We start from the raw sequence: 20,324 nt of genomic DNA, 5'->3' as shown, positions 1-20,324 counted from the left end.
GGTGGGGAAAAATGTCGTGAACGGGATGAATAACGGCGCGAACCGGTAAAATTCTCACCGCTAGGCTCCGAACTTCTTCAAAAAATATGCTTTGTAGGTATCTCCAAGCGGGATACGGTGGCCGCTGACTTTGATGGTAAATTCGGCCGTATCGGTTTCCTGTACATTGTTTAGGTTAACAATGTAGCTCCGGTGGGTTCGGGCAAATAGTCGCGGGGACAGCTTTTTGTTCAACTCGTTGAGTGAAATCCGTTCCAGGTACACCGTTCCGTCTTTGAGGTGGATGGAGCAGTACTTGTCCTCGGCAGCGATATGGGTAATGTCGTTTTGGTCAATCTTGATATACTTTGCTTTAATTTTCACCAGCAAGGTGTGATGGTCGTGCATATGACCCCGGGTGCCGATGTCGGCCTGCGTGGTGTTGTACTGGAATGCCAGTTCGATGGTACGCAACAAATCCGTCACGTCAATAGGCTTTTTCAAAAATGCGTAAGCCGAAAGCTGTTTGGCCCTTTCGAAGTATTCAACATCTGCGTAGTGGGCAGTGATAAAGATAATGAGTATATCGTCCTTAAACCGCTTCAACCATTTTCCCAGTTCCAAGCCATCCATTTCGCCCGCAAGATTGATATCGATGAGTGCCATATCCGCATCGCTTTTTTCGAATAACCGCAGGGCTTCTTCCGCGTTGGTCGCTATCCCGCAAACGGTATGGCCGGCACGCTCAACCAACATCACCAATTGGTCGGCATATAGGTCTTCGTCTTCGACTATGAATACATTCATCTTGTAAGCGCCGTTAGTTGCTTCAAAGGTAACCAAATTTCCACTAATGCACCTTTTTTCCGATTGCTGACGACCACTTTTCCACGATTCGCTGTGGCAAAATGCATGGCCAGTTGCAACCCCAACCCGATACCTTCGTTGCCGCCGCCGACAACCGACGTTCCCCCGTGTTGCTGAAGCCGTCGGATAATCTCCTCGGGGATTCCTGGGCCTTCATCACCAATACGGACAACGTAAAAGTCATCCACGCACGAACCAACCACGATCACCTTGCCACCGTCAGGCGAATACTTAACCGCGTTCGAAACGACGTTCCGTAAGACGGAAGCTGCCATATTCAGGTCAACGAAAACGTGTGCCGGACTGAGCTTGGTCTCCAATCGTAGCGACTTGGCATCTGCACCGGCCCTGTGTACGGACAATGGCTCCTCCACCAGCGACCGGACCTCTTGTTCAACCGGGCGATAGCCTATCCGGTCACTGTTGGCAACGGCCCAGTTGAGTAGGTTATCCAGCAGGTGATTGATATGCGTAAGTGTTTTCTGCGTTTTTTCACTGAGTTCCGATAGCTTTTGTTCGTTTTCCTTATCGATGTAATGGTTTAGTAGATCGCCCATGCCTCGAAGTGCAATCATCGGGCTGCGAAGGTCGTGCGCAATGATGGAAAACAGCCGATCCTTTGTCCGGTTTGCTTCCTCTAGGGTACGTTTTTGCATTGAAATTCGCCGCAGCAAGAAGAAAATGACCAGCAACACGCCAATCACGCACATCAAACCGATAAAGTAAGCCGCCTTGGCACGTCTCTCCGCTGCATTCATCGTGTTCAGGCGCGCGATCTGGTCGCTCTTGCGATCGGCTTCGTATTTCACCGAAAATTCACGCATCAGCTCCGTTTGAGAGACTTCGAGCAGGCTGTCCTGGACATTGATTCTACGCCGTAGACAAGCGAATGCATTCGCAAAGTCGCCTACATCTCTGTAATAATCGACCATCCTGTCGTACATTTTCAGCTGCAAACGGGTGGTGTTGGTGACGTGTACTTTTGCCAACCCGCGTCTCATCGCTGCAAAAGCGGCCGGCTCGTCGCCTTTGGCAATATAGAATTCAAACAGGCTGATGGCCGTCTCCATATAAATCTCCCACAGTTGCCTGCTTTCCGCCGTTTCAAGGTTTCCTTGGAGCAAACGCCCGGCATCATCCAAACTCCCTAATGCTATATAATTGGAAGCCAATAAGGTATTGATGTGCAATTCTTCTTTGAATTGGCCGTGTTTGGCAAAAGTAGCCTTCGATTCCTTCAAATGGGATACGCTCCGCTCGATCTGACCCATGATGTAATACACGTGCCCCACATTGCCATGGTAATACCCGAACTCCTCTTCTAATCCAAGCGTATTTGCCAGTTTAAAATGCTTATCGAAATAATGGATGGCGAGTTCATACTCTCCGCTGGCCCCGTATACGGTCCCAATATTATTATATAAATCGATAAACGCGTGATTCACGGTATCGCTTCCGTAACTATACATCGATTCAAATAGATATTCGAGCGCGGTTTCATAGTTACCCAAATCGCTCTCGATAAGCGCGCGGTTGTTCCACACCTTTATCTTTAAATCACTATCTTTAACGGAATCCAGCCGCGAAATCGCCACTGCATTGTAATGCTGCGCTTCGGTCAGGTTCCCAAGGCGATAATGGAACTCACCAATCGATTCATATAACCATACATGTTCGTCGGCCCCCAGCCCTCCTGCCCACTCCTGTTCGCGTTGCAGCAGTCGTTGGATACCGTTTTCCATCGACACCATGCTTCCTGCTTCATACAACGAGTCCAAGGTTTGGATTTCTTCCCTAAGCAAGGCCATCGAAGCCCCATATTCGAGCGTGGTATCGGCCGAAGCACCAAGCCCGCGTTTGTTAGCACCCGAAAAACAACCGGTGACCAAGAGCACGATCAACACCCCTAACCCTAAGCTACCGGGCAGTGCGCGTTCTTTAGCTTGCTTCATAGCCGTTTAATGTCTTTCCGTTCAAACATCCGCTAGTTGTGAACAGCCAGCGGCAAGTAGATTTCCGCGACTGCTCCTTTCATTTCATTCCTTATCATGAGTTGACCATAGTTCTTCTTCGCGAAATACATGGCCAATCGCAGTCCCAACCCAAATCCCTGCCGGCTTCCACCGGACACCAGCGCACCCGCTGGTTGTTGAAGGGCGTCAATTACTTCCTGGGGTATCCCACCGCCTTCGTCCTGAATTCGCACCACATAATAATCGGGGTCAAACGCACCACCTATCGTCACGGCACTTCCTTCGGGAGCATACTTGATGGCATTGGAAATCAAGTTGCGCAACACCGTTGCCGCCATATTCATGTCAACCCATACGCTTACAGCGTCCACGTCGACCGTTAAGCAGATATCCTTCGCTTCGGCAGCCGCTTTGTGAACCGCCAAAGCCTCTTCCACCAATTTTGACACCCTCTGCTCCATGGGATTATAGGTTATCCGGTTGCTGTTGGTCACTGCCCAATTCAACAAATTATCGAGCAAATGGTTGATACGGGCAAGTGTCTCGCCAGTCTTATTGCCCATTTGCAACAGCTTTTCGCGATTGCCGTTCTTTAAATAATGGCCGATGAGATTGCCCATTCCCTGCAGTGCAATCATCGGGCTGCGGAGGTCGTGAGCAATGATTGAAAACAACCGATCCTTGGTCGCATTTACTTCTTCCAGTGCTTTCTTCTGCGTTGAAATCCGCCGTAGCAAAACAATGACCAGCAAGACGATTAATACGAGTAGCACCAACCCGGCCAAATAGGCCGTCTTGACCCGCCGTTCTCGTTGGTTTTCGAGCTCCAACTGACTAATTTGATCGTTCTTGCGGTCCGTTTCATACTTTACAGTCATTTCTCGCATAAAGTCGCCCTTTTCCGCGTTGAATGCACTATCCTGAATCGAATTGCGTTCGGTCAAGTAATTGAAGGCCTTTTGGAAGACACCTTTTTCCTCGTAATACCGAATCAGTCGGTCATAGATCTTCAGCTGCATCCGCGCCGTATTGTTCAGGTGGATCCGCGACAAGCCTTGCTCAATCGATGCAAATGCCGCTGCTTCATTCCCCCTTGCCAGGTGAAGCTCAAAAAGACTGATAGCCGCCTCCACATAAGTTTCCCAAAGCTGTAGGCGCTCAGCCTGCTGTAGGTTTCCCTGAAGCCGTTTTTCCGCCTCATCCAACCGATCCAGCGCGATATAATGCTGGGCAAGCATGGTATTGACGTAAAGTTCCTCGTCCGACTGTTCAAACCGACGGAAATAATCCGCCGCTTGCTTCATATGATCCACGCCCGCTTCGTATCGGCCCGTATTGTAATATAGCTCGCCCATGTTGCGATGATAGCGGCCATATCCATTTTCTACCCCAAGTTGCCAGGTCAGCGCACGTTGCCGCTCAAAGTACTGGGCGGCCAAGTCATGTTCACCAATGACATTATAATTATGCCCGATATTATTGTACAAATCAATAATATCCTCATTGATGGTATCACCTTTATAATACTCCATGGCGCGGAACAACAGTTCAATAGACCGACTGTAGTTCCCCATTTCCGCCTCAATACCTGCCGCATTGTTCAGCACCGTAGTGGTAAACGTCAAATTATAAGGCGTCATCCGTAGGCTGTCCAACCGGGCCACAGCCCGCTCACTGTAGTGCTTCGCCTCGTGCAGGTCGCCCAAACGTGTGTGGAAAATCGCCATCCAGAAAGACATCCAAGCGTACTCGGGAGCATCCATGTGGCGAAGCCACAATTCCTCGCTTTCCGTTAATTGCTGGAGTCGGTTTTCCAGCGCCAACAGGTTGTCGGCCTCCATCAACGAATCCATATACGTCACTTCAACGCTCAGGGAATCATAAAGCGCGCTATAGGAGCCCTCATTAAGCGCCACCCCGTTATTTGGACCGCCGCAGCCCCATATAGAAACGAGTGCCGCCGCCCACAACAATACCATGAGATAACCGTAATCTTTTTTATGTAAAGGTGCCATGTTCATTGGTCGTTGGGCATAAAGGTAGGAAAATACCGAAATAAAGCCCTATTTTTGTCACTTTCATGACATCCGCGCGCACGAATCGGTTTTTCATCTTCATCACGCTCGGGCTGCTCTCGGCCATCGGGCCATTTTCCATCGACATGTACCTGCCGGGCTTTGATGCCATAGCTGCAAGCCTGGATACGACGGTAGCACATATCCAACTGTCACTTACCTCGTTTTTCGTTGGTATCGCTTCCGGCCAGATCGTTTACGGTCCACTGCTCGACCGCTTCGGCCGCAAGGTACCGCTTATCGTCGGACTGGTCATTTACATCGCCGCATCCATTAGCTGCGCACTGACCAATTCAGCCGACAATCTCATCGCATACCGGTTTGTGCAGGCATTGGGTAGCTGCGGCGGCATGGTTGCCTCGCGTGCCATGGTGCGCGACTTCTTCGGGCCTACGGAAAGTGCCAAAGTTTTTTCCATGTTGATGCTGGTTATCGGCATCTCCCCCATATTAGCCCCCACGGTGGGTAGTTTCGTCATGGCCCATTGGGACTGGCATGGCATATTCGTCGTACTGGCGTTGATTACCACAGGTATCTTGGCGGCGGTTATCTTCTTCCTTCCGGAAAGCAAAGCCCCCAATCCCGAAATGTCGTTGCTGCCCCGGCCCATTACCCGGTCGTATTGGGAAGTTTTCAGGAACCGGCAGTTCATCACTTATGCATTTGCTGGCGGTTTGGCTTCTTCGGGTTTATATGCCTATTTAGCGGGATCTCCCTATGTGATGATTACGCTGTATGGATTGGATGAAAGTCAATATGGCATCGTATTCGCACTGATTGCATCAGCGCTGATCACGGCGAGCCAACTGAACAGGTACCTGCTCACTAAATACAGTAGTGAGCAGATTGCCAAAATTGCCTTGATGGTGCAGTCTTCTATCGGGCTTGTGCTCGTCGGCCTCTGCCTCACAGGCTATATCAATCTTGTTGTGATCGTCGCGTTGATTTTTCTGTTCTTAGGCTCACAGGGCTTTGTTTTCCCCAACACCTCGGCCTTGGCACTAGGGCCCTTCAGCAAACTAGCGGGCAGTGCTTCTGCCCTTTTGGGCAGTTTGCAGATGGCTTGCGGGGCGGTGTCTTCAGGGATGGTAAGCTATTTCCACAACGGTACTTCGATACCCATGGCGGCGGTGATGGCCGGCTGCGCCAGCCTGGCCATGCTTATTCTGGCAATAAACTCGCTACAGCCAAGCGGTAACCATCAAGACCAAAACCACAGATAACCCCTTTGCAGTTTTTGGCCAGGTACGAATGGTGGCGATATGGCTCCCGGGCGTACACATTCGAAATATGGACCTCCACCACCGGTGTGGTCACGGCTGCGATGGCATCGCCAAGGGCCAGCGACGTGTGCGTATAGGCCCCAGCATTGAGGACTATCCCATAGGCCGAAAAACCCACTTCGTGGATTTTATCAATAAGCTCCCCCTCGTTGTTACTCTGGAAATAGGAGAGCTCCACCCCGGGGTATTGCAATTTCAACGTTTCGAAATAGTCCTCGAATCGCTGCTCGCCATAAATCCCTTTTTCACGCACACCCAACAAATTCAGGTTGGGGCCATTGATGATGATGATCCTGCTCATAGTGGCACAATATCCAAAAAAAAGTGGAGATAACTTAAAAATCGTAATACAAATTGCGGAAGGACGAACGTAACCCGAGTGTAAGCATGCCGGTTTGGTGGTGCCTACCCTGCTCAGGAACGCCATGCCTCCGGTATACCGCGCCCGCTTCTATCCGCAAGTTATATTTAGGGTTGAATAAGTACGATATCCGTCCGTCTGCATATAACAGGTTGTTGCGTACCCCTTGGGCGATGCGGTTATCATACACCTGCTGGTGGCTAGCATACGATTTGAAGATATCACCACCCCAGTTGGTGGTCGAATCGGCATCTGTGCCGAACTGCCCCCAGGTACCTTGGAACGAAAAGTCGAACCGTTTGTACGAGTAGTTCAGCACGCCTACCAGTTCGCGGAAGTTGGCCCCCCATGGGTGAGCCAGTGGCTGACCGTAGTTACTATAGTTGCTTACCGGATCGAAATGACTATAGGTATACGGTCGCGCCGTGTTATATTCAGCAAGGAAATTCAAGTCTTTGATACCGAATGCGTCGAAGCCACGGAAACCGAATTGCGCGGCCCATTTGTTGTTCACATGGCCGTTGCCCGAGAAGAACTCCTTTGCGGTAAACTCGCCCAAAAGGAACTGACCATAGACCGTCAGGTTTCGCAGGGCTTTGTATTTGGTGTTCAGTCCGAGGTGCATCTTATCGGGCGACGAGGTATTGGTTAATTCCACGGGCCGCATGAAAATGATCGGATTGAGGTAATTGAAATCGAAACCACGCCTTCCGGCGGCATTCCGAGCGCCCCATACCACCGATTGGAAAAGCCCTATGGAGAACCGGTTGGTTACGTTCCAATCGAGGTATTGAAATGCCCCCCACTTCCAATTGTCGCCCGCGCGGCTTACGGAGTCGAGCGAACGTGGATGCATCGGGTCTAGCATATACGCCCACATGCTCATGTATTGCACGTTGCCTATTTTGCCCGTCAGTTTCAGGCCCGTGTAATTAGAAGACACATCCGACAGCAATACCGACCGATAGCCGTCACCGATGAAGTTTTTGTCATAGGCCAATGTAACGTTCAGGTAATCATTCACCGTGTAGGACAGCACGGCCGACCCGTACATCCAATCCTTTTTACTGGGATTGTCTGGCATGGATTTCCCATACCCCTGGCCGGGGGTAACGGTATGCGTGAAGATGTACCGATCGAGGTAATCGGGAAACACACCCTGGTTCTCGAAGAAATTGACGTAAAGTGAAAACTTATCCTGGATGGTTAGGCCAGCTTGGGCACCTCTCGTATTGAGCCAAGTGGTTCGTCCGCCGCCGGCGAAATCGCGACCGACTTGGAAATCGGGCAGGAAATCGGCATAAAAGGTGTAATCGTCGTCACTCGCTTCAATCAAATGTTCATTGTATAATTTACGTCCGCCCCACGAGTGCCGCTCCTGCACACCCAATTGCATCAGCGAATCGTACCGCGGCACCAACACCTCATGCATAATCATCGGCTTCACAGCGGTGTGCAGGCGTGTATCGGTATGGTACAACGTACCGTTTAGCTTTTGGTAAAAGTGATAGGAATATGGCTGGTATGTTGCCTGCGAAACCCCGCGGTGTGCAAAGGCAAAGAGCGAGAAAAGAACCAACAACAGCCGCAAGTTCGGAAAATCTAAATGTCTAGTCATCGTGTATCAGTCAGCAAAGATACTATTTGCCACCAAGAATTGGGCCACAAGAACCGCCTCTTACCGTTTGCTACTTTTTTCGCATATTGCAACGCGAAAAAACAAGAAGATGTTTTATATACAGTAACAAACCAAATAGATTACTCATGAAACGAAGAACATTCATCCAAAACTCCTCCTTGCTCGGCGCTGGCTTGTTGGCTGGCAAATTCTCGCTAGCTTCGGCATTGCAGGAATTCCCCACCGTGCGACTTGCACAAAGCGAACGGCATTTTCCAAGTGAAGCCATCGAACGGGCGATCCGCGAATTCCAGCAATTCGCCGCGGATAAGGAACTGGGCTGGCTTTTTGGAAATTGTTTTCCGAACACATTAGACACCACCGTATATCCGGAAGATAAGGACGGAAAGCCGTATACCTATGTCATCACTGGCGATATCGATGCCATGTGGTTGCGCGACAGCTGCGCCCAGGTATGGCCCTATCTACCCTTTATGGCGGAAGACAACCAACTGCAGCGGCTCATTGCCGGCCTCGTGAATAAGCAAAGCGAATGCATCAATATAGACCCCTACGCCAACGCGTTTTATAACGATCCCACCAAGGTGGGTGAATGGGGCAGCGACCATACCGATATGAAGCCCGGCATCCACGAACGTAAATGGGAGATCGACTCGCTCTGCTACACCATTCGTTTGGGTTATGCCTACTGGAAGGCAACCGATGACACCGCACCATTCGGCAGCGAATGGGTGACGGCGCAGCGCAACATCTTGAAAACGTTTAAAGAACAGCAACGGAAAGAAAATCTCGGCCCTTACCGTTTTGAGCGCACCACCGCCCGTGGCTCCGACACGTTGCAGGTAGACGGATACGGTTATCCGGTCAATCCCGTGGGGCTGATCTGTTCCAGCTTCAGGCCGAGCGATGACGCGACCGTCTTCTCATTCCTCATCCCTTCCAACCTGTTCGCCGTGGTGAGCTTACGCCAATCGGCCGAAATGCTCGCCAACATCGCCAATGAACAGGCGCTGGCGCTCGAACTGCTTGAGCTTGCCAATGAGGTGGAACACGCGGTAAAGGAGTATGGCATTGTAGACCACCCCATGCATGGACGCGTATACGCGTATGAGGTCGACGGCTTCGGCAGCTATATGATGATGGATGATGCCAACATCCCCAGTCTTCTCTCGCTCCCTTACCTCGGTGCAGTTGAAGTAGACGACCCGATATACCAGCGCACGCGCGCTTATGTATTATCGGCAGGCAACCCATTTTTCTTTAAGGGTTCGGCCGCTGAAGGGATAGGCGGACCGCACATCGGCAGAGACATGATTTGGCCAATGGGTATCACGATGCGCGGGCTGACCTCCATCGATGACAATGAGATAAAAAAATGCATCGATTTATTGAAGCGTACCCACGGCGAAACGGGCTTTATGCACGAGTCTTTCCATAAAGATGACCCCAAGAAATTCACGCGCTCGTGGTTTGCTTGGGCAAACACATTATTTGGTGAATTTTTGTGGAAAACCTATAAAGAAAAGCCATATTTGTTGAAGTAGTCTTAGACAAGAGACACTAGACAAGAGACAAGTACCCAGCGTCTTATGGCCTAATGTCTAGCGTCTAATGTCTGGTGTCTAGCGTCTAATGTCTGGTGTCTAATATAAAAAAATGGGTCCAATAGGTATATTCGATTCGGGTTATGGTGGGCTGACGGTATTCCGTGACATTGTCCGCAAACTGCCTCAGTATGACTATGTATATTTGGGCGACAATGCGCGCGTACCTTACGGCACGCGATCGTTTGAAACCGTATACGCCTATACCAAGGAATGTGTTGAAGAGCTTTTTGCGATGAATTGTCACCTGGTGGTTTTGGCATGTAACACGGCATCGGCAAAGGCCCTCCGTACCATCCAGCAGCACGATTTGCCCAAGCAGCCGGGCCGTAAGGTACTCGGCGTTATACGTCCCACTACTGAGGTGATTGGCCGGCATACGAACACCCGGCATGTCGGCATCTTAGCCACACCGGGTACGGTCAAGTCGATGTCATATCCCATAGAAATTCAAAAATTCTACCCGGATATATCCGTACATCAGCAGGCCTGTCCAATGTGGGTGCCATTGGTCGAAAATGGCGAACTGGACTCACCTGGTACCGCCTATTTCGTTGAACGGGAAATCAATCGGCTCTTGCAGCGATCTCCGCATATCGATACCGTTGTATTGGCATGTACCCACTACCCGCTGCTGTATCCGTTGATACGGCGTTTCCTACCCAGCCATATCGGTTTGCTTTCGCAGGGTGAGCTGGTGGCTGATAGCCTTGCCGATTACCTGCTTCGCCACCAAGATATGGAAGCGCAATGCACCAAGGGAGGCACTATCCGTTTCTTTACAACGGATAATGCGGCAGATTTTGAGGAAAAGGCGGCAACCTTCTACGGTAAGCCCGTTAAAGCGGCCAAAGTGACGACCCTATAGGCCTAGCTCACTTCTTCGGGGTGGCGATGGTCACTTCCACTCGGCGGTTTTGCTGTCGGCCCTCTTTGGTATTGTTCGCTGCCACCGGCTTGGCCTGTCCGTAACCGTTGGTGGTAATCCGACTGGCCTGAATGCCATGGTCAGCGAGGTACTTTTTCACCGACTCCGCCCTTTTCTCCGACAGCCATTGATTATATTCTTCCGTACCGGTAGCATCCGTATGGCCATCTACGATCAACGAAGCATTCGGGTAATCAGCTAGCAGATTGACCAATTTATCGATTTCGTCTTTGGCCTGATCGGTCAGGTAGGACGAGTTGAGCGGGAACAACACATCCGAATCAAACGTAACCATGATGCCACGGTCAGTCATGGCAGCATCTTCAAAGTCGCGTTGCACGTGTTGTAGGCCGTCCTGCGTGCCGTCGATCGTCACCTGTGCGCCGGGATTAACCGCCATCTTTTTGTTTTTGCAGGAGAAGAGTGTCGTTGAAAAAGCAACTAAAAGCGAAAAGACAATGTATTTCTTCATGTTGTAAACGGATGATTAAGTGTAATTATTCAATGTTGAAATGACTTCCAATGACCTTTTGTATATCCGGATGGCTGGCAAAAAGATTCCATATTAAGCCGCTGCGTCCATTCTCAATCATTACTAAAACAGCAGCCTGGTTCAAGGCATCATACCCACTCGCCACGGCATTCCTTTTTGGAGCTATCCATTCGCGAAATCCATATTCCGTGAAGAGGGCATAGCCGTACATCTCATACAGCTCCCGAATCGATGATAGCGCCTTTTGGGGCACATAGGCGTAGCTTGCGCTCGCAATAGCCGGATTAATGGCGTGTATATCCCCTACCGAGTCGGCCCCTACCGAGTCGACCCCGATCACCGTTGTACCCCAAATGTTTGTCGAAAAGCCACCGTAGCCCCGCTCATTGTCACGTCGCCGTGTGGCATTTGCTAGGTTCACATTATTGGCAAAATAATCTGTAAATGTATCTCGTTTGCCCCGTGGGTCAAAAGCAAAGAACGGCACGTATGCTTCCATTAATGAGGTGTCGATGGAGCCTACGGTGATGGGTAGACCATACACTGTCGTATCAGCTGTATAGTTAAATTCGTGGTAGCGGGGCAACGTCGTGGAGGTATCGCCGCCGACATCAACCGCAAACGAATTATTCTCAGCCAATTCCATGGTGTAGGTCGAATCGAGCAGTTCCCGCGGTATACCCAGCCCTTCGACATAAGCATCGGGGTGCAGCGAGTACCTCGGTGATGCCAACGCCAGGATGTAGCTGATGAAATCCTGGCCGAATCCGCCCATAGGGCGCGCGTGCTTGAACCCGGACACCGGCGACCACCGGTCCAAGAGGATATTCTGCTGGCCTGCCACGACAAATTCGTTCCACTCCACACCGTCCCACAGCGTATCGATTTTGGCGGTAAGCTCGCCGACCTCGGTGCTATCTACGCCAAAATACTGTTGAGCAACAAGTAGGCCCTGCATGAGGAATGCCGTTGCCGACAGATCGCCCTCGGGGACACTGTCTATTTCAAAAATCCCTTTCCCGGTGCGCCCGTCGATCTTCGCAGGGAAAGCACCGTGGTAGCGTTCCACTTTTCCCAGGAAGTTAATCATACGCGTCAGCCGATCAATTGCTGCCTTGCGGGATATAAAACCACGTTCGGCCGCCACAACGTGCGACAACATGCTTAAACCCGTTTCCATCACCGATACTGTTGCGTCGTCTATACCAAAATGAACCGCATGCATCCCACTATTTATCTCGGCACGTTCGACAAAATAATTGAAATGGGCCGCCTGTATGAAATCCAGCAATGTGCTATCGCTGGCCGTATGGGTGGCTGCTTCAATCACCTCGGAGAACGGCGATTCGAGGTAATCGTAGTCGACCCAAGCAATTTTATAGAAATAGGTCCGCTCCGGATAAGGGACGAAATCGGTATATTTCTGCACAAATACCGGCCGGATTGCTATCGGTTCAAAATGCTCTTTATCTTCAGCACGGTAAATTTTGATGTATCGGATGCTTGGCGTCAGCGGTAGCTGCCACGTCAGATCGACATGACGGTCATATGCCGTTGCGGAGGCAAGTACCGCAGGCGATGAAAGTTTCACCCGGGGTGGGTTTGCCGAAACAAATTCCACTTGATCAATATACATCCAATGGGTAGTTGTATCGGCAGCATACCCTTGCGACAACTGGATACCGTCAATGGCCTGATCCATCAGCAGCCCCCCGATTGCTTTTACCGGCACGCGTACATCGAGCCACATGTTCGTACGGAACTCGTCGATGTAGTCCGACAGCGCAAGGGCACTGGTGGTGGTATCACGCTGTTTCAGCGAGAGTATGGGCAATGCGCTGCTCTCCGTGTTGGATACGACGTACAATTTGAAAGTCAATACGTCTGCCGGATTGGGGAAGTAGGGATTCACCGCTTCCGGGAAAGTAACGTGTGTCGTCCAGCTGCCGTTTTTGGCAGACACATATCTCAACGACAGGGAATTTCCAGGTGTAAAGAAAATAGAGTCTGATACAGGCAATCTCCCAGCCACGTTTTCGACCCAACTTTGGTCGTCGTGGTAGACATTACTGTACATATAATTCCCTTTTAGCATGCTGTTTTCGAACAATACACCGGGGTACGTATCCGCTTGAGCAGCAACGACGGATATACACGAAAACAGAAGAGACAAGGTAATAGATCTGACCATAGACGCAATCGAAATGTATGACTTTAATGAACAGAAGAAGTCAATGCAAAAACCAAGCCATTGCCTATTGATTGTTGGCCGAATGATACACCTATTTTCTTAACGATACACCGACCCTGATGGTATTGGCTATGGGACTGTATGATTCATAAGGAAGCAGGTACGCAAAATCCACTCCCAATCCGTTCAGATGGATGCCGAATCCAGCAGAACAAAACCGCTGGTTTGTCCATCGCGCAGGCGTATAGGATATCCCCATGCGGAGAAAGAATACATCAAGCAAAGCGAGTTCCATCCCGCTGGAGACCCGCGTTTTCATTGGGTTGTTTAATATAACTATTGGAGTTCTCCCCAACCGAGAATAAATAAACAAAGGATTACCCGCCCCCACAATGGGAACTTTAAGCGGTATTTTATGAGCTTTACCATCCTCTACCCTCAATTTTATGATTTAAGAAGAAAGATAATCAGTAGTTCAAAGGGGGACTATCAGCTTCGCGCTATTGGATGATATAACAAGTAGGTAGTGCTATTGTTAAATAAAAGCAGCCCCCTTTCAGTAGTTTCGTATCGCTCGGTCAAGCTTAGGAAAGACATGTATTGTTTACCACAGGAGGTTTCGTTAACCTTTGTACCTCCTAGCCTTTCTATTTTTAACACATTTTCCGAAATGTTAACATCAAATTCTCCTTCTATCTCATTTGTCGATGAGATACCTGAAAATCGACCGTTATTTTCGAAAACAAGGACATAGCGATTTCCTTCTGACGGTTCTACTAATTTAATCGTCTCGGTTTTCTCATCAGCGAAGCCAACCAGCTTCCATGCTGTCCCGATTAACGGTAGGTTGAGATAATCGGGGTTGTCGGGGATTTCACTAAGCGGTATAGTTCCTTCTCCATCCATTTCTTTTTCCTTCTGGCAGGCTCCCAACAAAGGCAGTGCTGCTATACACATTAGCCAGAAGATTTGGCGCGGTTTAAAAACAATTTGCTTTTCCATGATCTACGTCTTTTGGCCTTTTCAATTCAATTTATGATGACGTGAAGGAGCGTATAAAGCGTCCCCTAATTCGAGTAAACAGAAACCAGCACGATTATCAAGATTAACTATTGGCCGATGGCGGTTAAAAACGACAGACATCGGTAAACTTAACTTGGTTATATCTGGTATAACGGAGTAGGGAATGGAATTGCGACAAGGGGATCCGCTTTTATTCTGCCAAGTAATCAACCATGTTGGCAATATGCGGTTGGAGCGGTTTAAGGGTATTTCCCCCGGATAGCGACTTGCCAACCTGTATCCCCTATAATGATTATTTAAAATGGTTTTAGTCGCCAAACGACGGCATGCGCTGCCCTGTTATTAGTTAGCCTCAAAGCTCCGGGAGGCCTTTCGCGGAAAAAGGACCTAAATGACCCCATTCAACACCTATTAACCAAAAGTTAATTTTAGTTTCAAATTCATTTTGAAGGGTTTAGGTCATCCAAAATTTTAAGCGCTTAGACGGGCTCTTAATGCCCTTATTTGGAAAATGGTCTTTTTCGCCTTCCGAATTCCGCCCCTTTTTAACTAAAAATTGAACGGGGCGAGTTGCCAAAGTCTCCGAATTCGTTTCTTAAACTCTCCGAAGTCTCTTCCCAAAGTGACCACAGTCAGTTTGAAAAGCGATTATTTGATAAATAATTATCTTTTTGCACATATTATTTTCCCTATAAGTTAAAACTATTTTCGTGAATTAAGGCCGGTATTATTTGACAGGAGCTCACTCGTTGTTCAGGTTATTATGATGAAAACAAAAAGGAGTAAATTGACAATTATATAATCTTTTAAATAATTCTACTATGAAAACGTACACTCCCATAAACTGTTGGGCCTGTAGCCGTATAAGTGAGAATGCCGCCCAGATTCCAAATGGGCGGGAAACAAACCTTGATTGAAAACCATAAATAGTTTACCTTAGTTTATACCTACCACCATCTATTGACAGAAAATTTGATTTTAAATTTGTTTTTCGGCGTATAGTTTGTATTTTAAAATCTGATTAAAATCATTTATGTAAATAATACGACATGAAGAACCTAGTTCTTGCGATTAACTTTGGATTTTTAATAGCCTCATGCGGAACACCTAGGGTAGAGTCCCTTTGTGGACATACAGGGATCATACCCTATGCAGTAGAATCCAAAAGTGGCACACTTGAGGGGCATATCGTCAGCTTTGAAAACTACATTCCGGCTGTAGTCGGTGGACGATTCGAACAAAAAAAAGCCACAATCTGTAATCCCGAACTGCTTGATTCCATCAATTTACCTGTCGGGACCTCAAATATTGTGTTTACGGGTAAGTTTTTCGAGGCAGAGGATGCAACCGGAAAAAAAGAGGTATACCTTTATTTACATGATATTGTTGCTGCTCCTAAAGGTTTTAGTAATTAATGGGAAAAAAGACAGTTAATAGCAACGGAACTCCTAATCGGTAATGGTTCCCATAACAGATAAGGGGACACCACATTTTTAAATAGTCGTGACAATTCCCTAACTTAGCAGCCGATTTCGCGATACCGCAAGTATGGAAACAACATTTGATTTTGAAAAACCTATTGCCGATTTGCTGATGCAGATCGAGAAGGTAAACCAAGTAGCTGATAAGACGAAGGTAGATATGAGTGCTACCTTGGCGGAATTGCAAGACAAACTGGAGAAGACCAAGCACGAGGTATACAATAACATGACGGGCTGGCAAAAGGTACAGATGTCACGCCACCCGGATCGGCCCCAAACCCTCGACTATGTCAACCTGATCTGCGATGATTTCATTGAGCTCCATGGCGACCGGAATGTGCGCGATGATAAAGCCCTGGTAGGCGGATTTGCCACCATTGGCGGCCAGTCCGTGATGGTCATCGGCCACCAGAAAGGCAAAAACACTAAAGAGCGCCAGTTCCGCAACTTCGGGATGGCTAACCCCGAAGGCTACCGAAAAGCACTGCGGCTGATGAAGCTTGCCGAAAAATTCGGTAAGCCGGTAGTTACCCTCATCGACACGATGGGCGCCTACCCGGGAATAGAGGCCGAAGAGCGCGGGCAGGGAGAGGCTATTGCACGGAACCTCATGGAAATGGCCGTTTTGAGAGTGCCCATCATCTGTATCATCATCGGCGAGGGGGCATCGGGCGGTGCATTAGGCATCGGCGTTGGCGACAAGGTGTACATGCTCGAACATACGTGGTATTCGGTCATTTCGCCCGAGTCGTGCTCTTCCATCCTTTGGCGTAGCTGGGACTATAAAGAGCGGGCAGCGGAAGCATTGAAACTGACAGCTGCCGACATGTCAAAAAACGGTCTTATCGATGGCATCATCAAAGAACCCCTCGGTGGAGCCCATCACAACCCACAAGAAATAGCCGAATCGGTAAAACAACAGGTCTTGCGCGATTTATCCGTCCTTCAAAAGAAAGCGGTCGACCAATTGGTTGGCGACCGCATTGACAAGTTTAGCAAAATGGGTGTCGTGGTTGAATAACCCCTTAATCAATTGCACGGTCAAGGTGCACATACCCCCCATCCACGTAAATCAGTTGGCCCGTGGTGTGGCTCGATCGTTCGGACAACAGGAATGCGACAGTGTCGGCGATTTCCTCGGTGGTTGTCATCCGCTGCCCCAATGGGATACGATCCGTAATTTTCGCTAACGTTTCTTCCGGATTGGGCAACGTCTTTATCCATCGGTCATACAACGGTGTGTAACATTCGGCCACGATAACAGCGTTCACCCGGATACCATATTTCAACAGCTCAACTGCCCACTCTCGCGTAAGCGCATTGCGCCCGCCATTAGCAGCCGCATATGCCGAAGTATTCCCTTGGCCGGTTTCAGCGGTCTTCGAACTGATATTGACGATGCTACCTTTACTTTCTTTCAGTGCCGGCAGTGCATGGTGTGCCAAGAGGTAATAATGGATCAGCGATTTATGGAGGCTATCCACAAACTGCTGATAGCTCCCGTGCTCCAATCCGACACCGTCATTTACACCCGCGTTGTTTACCAAACCATCGATACGGCCAAAATGGGTCAGGGTATCGGCTATTGCACGCTCGCAATCTTCGGGCCGGGTCAGTTCGGCTTCCACGCAAAACGCCTGTCCACCCGCTGCCACTACCGCTTGCTGCACCTCCTCGTTATCGGCTTGTTTGCGCCCTACAATAACGGGGATAGCCCCTTCCGCGGCCAACGCCAACACAATTCCTTTACCAATTCCTTTGGCGCCGCCGGTAACGACAATAACCTTGTCTTTCAGTTTTAAGTCCATGTTTCTATAAACGGTAAAAATCAACGGCATTTTGATGCCAAATCAGTTCTTGGTCGTCGGGCGATAGGTGGCCAAGCGCCTGCTCAACCAGTGCCACCACCCGATGGTACTGGGCGGCCACGTTGCAAACCGGCCAATCGGAGCCGAACATGATGCGCTGCGGACCGAACACTTCGAGGATATGCTGGATGTAAAATACGAAATCCGCAGGCTTCCAAGCCGTCCAATCGGCTTCGGTGACCATCCCCGATAGTTTGCAATAAACCTGATTGTTTTTGGCGATCGCTGCTATCTGGGTAGCCCATGGTTCTTGCAGCCCGGCTTTGATGTCGGGTTTTGCCAAGTGGTCGATAACAAAAGGCTGGGCAGGGAAACTAGCGACGAATTCGGTTACAGCATCGAGCTGATGCGGCTTCACGAGGATATCATAGGTAAGCCCGTACGGCCCCAATGCCTCAATACCCGCCATAAATGCCGGTCGCAACAAAAAACGCGGGTCTGCCTCACCTTGTACGATGTGGCGAACACCCTTTAGTTTAGGATACCGGCAGAAATGGGCCAATCGATCCACCACATCCGCTGCTTGCAAATCTACCCACCCCACAACACCCTTGATAAACGGGTATTGGTCGGCAAGCGCCAACAAAAACGACGTTTCCGCCTCAGACTGGTCGGCCTGCACAGCCACGCATCCCGACACGCGGTTGGCATCGATCAGCGGTTTCAGGTCGCTGGGCAGGAAATCGCGCTGGATAGCAGCCATATCGTCCGTAATCCATGCTTCTTTTACGGGATGGTAATGCCAGAAATGCTGGTGACTATCGATGCGATCCATGCGCGCGATGCTTGCTAGCCGGGGTATGCTTTTACAACCTGGCGCGACGAGCCCAGGCCGTCGGCACCCAACTCAACCACGTCGCCGGGCTTAAGATAGATGGGCGGATTGAAACCCAGCCCTACCCCTGCCGGCGTTCCCGTAGATATCACGTCACCGGGCAGCAACGTCATAAACTGGCTGACGTAACTGATGACAAAGGGTACGCTGAAGATGAGATCGCGCGTACTGCCATCCTGATAGGTCGTCCCGTTCACGGTAAGCCACAACCGCACATCGTTGATGTCCCGAATTTCGTCTTTCGTTGCCAGGAACGGGCCAATCGGTGCAAAGGTATCGCAACCTTTCCCTTTGTCCCACGTGCCACCCCGCTCCAATTGGAATTCACGTTCGGAAACGTCGTTGTGCAACACGTATCCTGCCACGTGGTCAAACGCATCGGCTTCAGAAACATAGGAAGCCCGCTTGCCGATAACAATACCGAACTCTACTTCCCAATCCGTCTTGATGGAGTTTTTCGGGATGATAATATCATCAAACGGCCCGGACAAAGACGTCGTAGATTTCATGAATATAATGGGTTCACTGGGAATTGTAGCCCCGGTCTCCTTAGCGTGGTCGCGGTAATTGAGCCCAATACACAGGATTTTCGACGGGCGAGCTATCGGACTCCCAATCCGGGTTCCTTCGGGTATGGCAATCAGTTTACCTTCATTGGCCTTGACAAACTCTTCCAACCGAGCCAAGCCGTTGTTTTCAAAAAACGCTTCATCATAGTCTCCGCCAAACGCAGTAACATCATAATTTATGCCGTCTTGTTGTACCCCTATCTTTTCACGGCCGGGGTCGCCGTATCGGATTAATTTCATTTTTTTGCTTCTTTGCTCTTTACTCTTTGCTCCTTGCTCTTTACGCCTTGCTCCTTGCTCTTTACGCCTTGCTCCTTGCGTCAATTATTCAACGTGACGAATCCGCCATCGATCGGGTAATCATGACCTGTGATAAAGGCCGCTTCATCGGAGCACAGGTACAATGCCAGGGAGGCGATTTCTTCCGGCTGGGCCATTCGGCCGATCGGCTGGCTTTTGGACAACGTTTCAAACATTTCAGTCTCTTTGCCTGGGTAATTCTTAGCGATAAAGCCATCCACAAACGGGGTGTGCACACGTGCCGGCGAAATGCTGTTGCATCGGATGCCTTCATGCAGGTAATCCCGGGCTATCGATAAGGTCATGGCAAGAACGGCCCCTTTACTGGCTGAATACACGAAACGATCGGTAATACCAACGAGAGCGGCTATCGAGGCCATGTTGAGGATGGTGCCTCCACCCTGTTCTTTCATAAGGGGTACCACAGCGTGCAGCACATTGTAAGCTCCCTTCACATTAACCCGGATAATCCGATCGAAATCGTCTTCCGAGGTGTTCTCCAAATTTCCCACGTGGGCAATACCTGCGTTATTTACCAGGATATCAACTGCACCAATGGCGGTTATCACGTCCCGAACGTCCCGTTGCACGCTTACGTCGCACGGATGTACCGCTGCTTGCCCTCCAGCATCGTGGATTGCCGCAACCAGTTCTTCCGCGGCTCCGGTGTTCAATTCGAGGATATGGACAGAAGCGCCCTCTTGCGCAAACCGCCAGCTAATCGCACGGCCGATGCCGCTACCACCTCCTGTAATAATCGCTGTCTTACCAGCTAGTCTTTTAGTCATTGTTTTTTAGTAATTAGTATTCAGTACTTAGTACCCAGTCTGTTGTCTAATACCTAATGTCTCACGT

At 49.6% G+C, this 20,324-nt stretch carries 18 protein-coding genes; 5 read left to right on the top strand and 13 right to left on the bottom strand.

Going from position 1 to position 20,324, the window contains the following annotated elements:
* Positions 1-60: 60 nt before the first annotated feature.
* Genes VNQ80_RS18855 through VNQ80_RS18845 form a run of 3 tightly spaced genes read right to left on the bottom strand, consistent with a single transcriptional unit; the run spans position 61 to position 4,834 of the window.
* Positions 61-786, bottom strand: a complete 726-nt coding sequence (locus tag VNQ80_RS18855) for a response regulator transcription factor (RefSeq protein WP_325641595.1) — start codon at positions 784-786, stop codon at positions 61-63.
* Positions 783-2,798 carry a tetratricopeptide repeat-containing sensor histidine kinase gene (locus VNQ80_RS18850; RefSeq protein WP_325641593.1) on the bottom strand — a complete coding sequence of 672 codons (2,016 nt, stop codon included), beginning with the start codon at positions 2,796-2,798 and terminating at the stop codon, positions 783-785. Before VNQ80_RS18850 ends, VNQ80_RS18855 begins: the two co-directional genes overlap by 4 nt.
* 32 nt (positions 2,799-2,830) lie before the next feature.
* A complete protein-coding gene (locus VNQ80_RS18845) occupies positions 2,831-4,834 on the bottom strand; it encodes an ATP-binding protein (RefSeq protein ID WP_325641591.1) in 2,004 nt (667 codons plus the stop codon).
* Positions 4,835-4,899: 65 nt separating this feature from the next.
* On the opposite strand from VNQ80_RS18845, the gene VNQ80_RS18840 reads away from it, so the two are divergent.
* A complete protein-coding gene (locus VNQ80_RS18840; RefSeq protein WP_325641589.1) occupies positions 4,900-6,117 on the top strand; it encodes a multidrug effflux MFS transporter in 1,218 nt (405 codons plus the stop codon).
* Here VNQ80_RS18840 and aroQ read toward each other — a convergent pair.
* Positions 6,056-6,478: a type II 3-dehydroquinate dehydratase gene (gene aroQ, locus VNQ80_RS18835; protein ID WP_325641587.1), complete on the bottom strand. Its 423-nt coding sequence runs from the start codon at positions 6,476-6,478 to the stop codon at positions 6,056-6,058. The two genes, VNQ80_RS18840 and aroQ, sit on opposite strands and share 62 nt — an antisense overlap.
* 34 nt (positions 6,479-6,512) lie before the next feature.
* Positions 6,513-8,156 carry a gliding motility protein RemB gene (locus tag VNQ80_RS18830; protein ID WP_325641585.1) on the bottom strand — a complete coding sequence of 548 codons (1,644 nt, stop codon included), beginning with the start codon at positions 8,154-8,156 and terminating at the stop codon, positions 6,513-6,515.
* Positions 8,157-8,302: 146 nt separating this feature from the next.
* On the opposite strand from VNQ80_RS18830, the gene VNQ80_RS18825 reads away from it, so the two are divergent.
* Positions 8,303-9,721, top strand: coding sequence for a glycoside hydrolase family 125 protein (locus VNQ80_RS18825; protein ID WP_325641583.1), 1,419 nt, complete (start codon positions 8,303-8,305; stop codon positions 9,719-9,721).
* Positions 9,722-9,833: 112 nt separating this feature from the next.
* A complete protein-coding gene (gene murI / locus VNQ80_RS18820; protein WP_325641581.1) occupies positions 9,834-10,649 on the top strand; it encodes a glutamate racemase in 816 nt (271 codons plus the stop codon).
* A 7-nt stretch (positions 10,650-10,656) separates the two neighbouring features.
* Here the strand turns inward: murI and VNQ80_RS18815 are convergent, their stop codons facing one another.
* The 4 genes from VNQ80_RS18815 to VNQ80_RS18800 all read right to left on the bottom strand — a co-directional run bounded on the left by VNQ80_RS18815 (position 10,657) and on the right by VNQ80_RS18800 (position 14,395).
* The gene (locus tag VNQ80_RS18815; protein ID WP_325641579.1) at positions 10,657-11,181 is read right to left on the bottom strand and encodes an OmpA family protein; all 525 of its coding nucleotides are present in this window, start codon (positions 11,179-11,181) and stop codon (positions 10,657-10,659) included.
* A gap of 25 nt (positions 11,182-11,206) precedes the next feature.
* Positions 11,207-13,393, bottom strand: coding sequence for a glucoamylase family protein (locus VNQ80_RS18810; protein WP_325641577.1), 2,187 nt, complete (start codon positions 13,391-13,393; stop codon positions 11,207-11,209).
* A gap of 91 nt (positions 13,394-13,484) precedes the next feature.
* Positions 13,485-13,712, bottom strand: a complete 228-nt coding sequence (locus tag VNQ80_RS18805; RefSeq protein ID WP_325641575.1) for a hypothetical protein — start codon at positions 13,710-13,712, stop codon at positions 13,485-13,487.
* Between the two features lie 170 nt (positions 13,713-13,882).
* Positions 13,883-14,395, bottom strand: coding sequence for an META domain-containing protein (locus VNQ80_RS18800; RefSeq protein WP_325641573.1), 513 nt, complete (start codon positions 14,393-14,395; stop codon positions 13,883-13,885).
* A 1,070-nt stretch (positions 14,396-15,465) separates the two neighbouring features.
* Between VNQ80_RS18800 and VNQ80_RS18795 the strand changes: the two genes are divergently transcribed.
* Both VNQ80_RS18795 and VNQ80_RS18790 read left to right on the top strand, forming a co-directional pair.
* The gene (locus tag VNQ80_RS18795; RefSeq protein ID WP_325641571.1) at positions 15,466-15,831 is read left to right on the top strand and encodes a hypothetical protein; all 366 of its coding nucleotides are present in this window, start codon (positions 15,466-15,468) and stop codon (positions 15,829-15,831) included.
* 133 nt (positions 15,832-15,964) lie between these two features.
* Positions 15,965-16,918: an acetyl-CoA carboxylase carboxyltransferase subunit alpha gene (locus VNQ80_RS18790; protein ID WP_325641568.1), complete on the top strand. Its 954-nt coding sequence runs from the start codon at positions 15,965-15,967 to the stop codon at positions 16,916-16,918.
* A 4-nt stretch (positions 16,919-16,922) separates the two neighbouring features.
* Here VNQ80_RS18790 and VNQ80_RS18785 read toward each other — a convergent pair whose 3' ends face one another.
* The 4 genes from VNQ80_RS18785 to VNQ80_RS18770 all read right to left on the bottom strand — a co-directional run bounded on the left by VNQ80_RS18785 (position 16,923) and on the right by VNQ80_RS18770 (position 20,257).
* Positions 16,923-17,705: an SDR family oxidoreductase gene (locus tag VNQ80_RS18785; RefSeq protein WP_325641566.1), complete on the bottom strand. Its 783-nt coding sequence runs from the start codon at positions 17,703-17,705 to the stop codon at positions 16,923-16,925.
* A 4-nt stretch (positions 17,706-17,709) separates the two neighbouring features.
* Positions 17,710-18,540, bottom strand: a complete 831-nt coding sequence (locus VNQ80_RS18780) for an amidohydrolase family protein (RefSeq protein WP_325641564.1) — start codon at positions 18,538-18,540, stop codon at positions 17,710-17,712.
* 14 nt (positions 18,541-18,554) lie between these two features.
* Complete coding sequence (locus VNQ80_RS18775; protein ID WP_325641562.1) at positions 18,555-19,409, bottom strand: fumarylacetoacetate hydrolase family protein; 855 nt, start codon at positions 19,407-19,409, stop codon at positions 18,555-18,557.
* A gap of 80 nt (positions 19,410-19,489) precedes the next feature.
* Positions 19,490-20,257 (bottom strand): SDR family oxidoreductase, encoded by a 768-nt coding sequence (locus VNQ80_RS18770; RefSeq protein WP_325641560.1) that lies wholly within the window; start codon positions 20,255-20,257, stop codon positions 19,490-19,492.
* Between the last annotated feature and the right edge of the window lie 67 nt (positions 20,258-20,324).

It is taken from the genome of Parapedobacter sp. (assembly GCF_035556095.1).
Lineage (GTDB): Bacteria > Bacteroidota > Bacteroidia > Sphingobacteriales > Sphingobacteriaceae > Parapedobacter.
The sequence above is the reverse complement of the archived record's forward strand: the minus strand, read 5'-3'. Positions and strand labels throughout refer to the sequence as shown.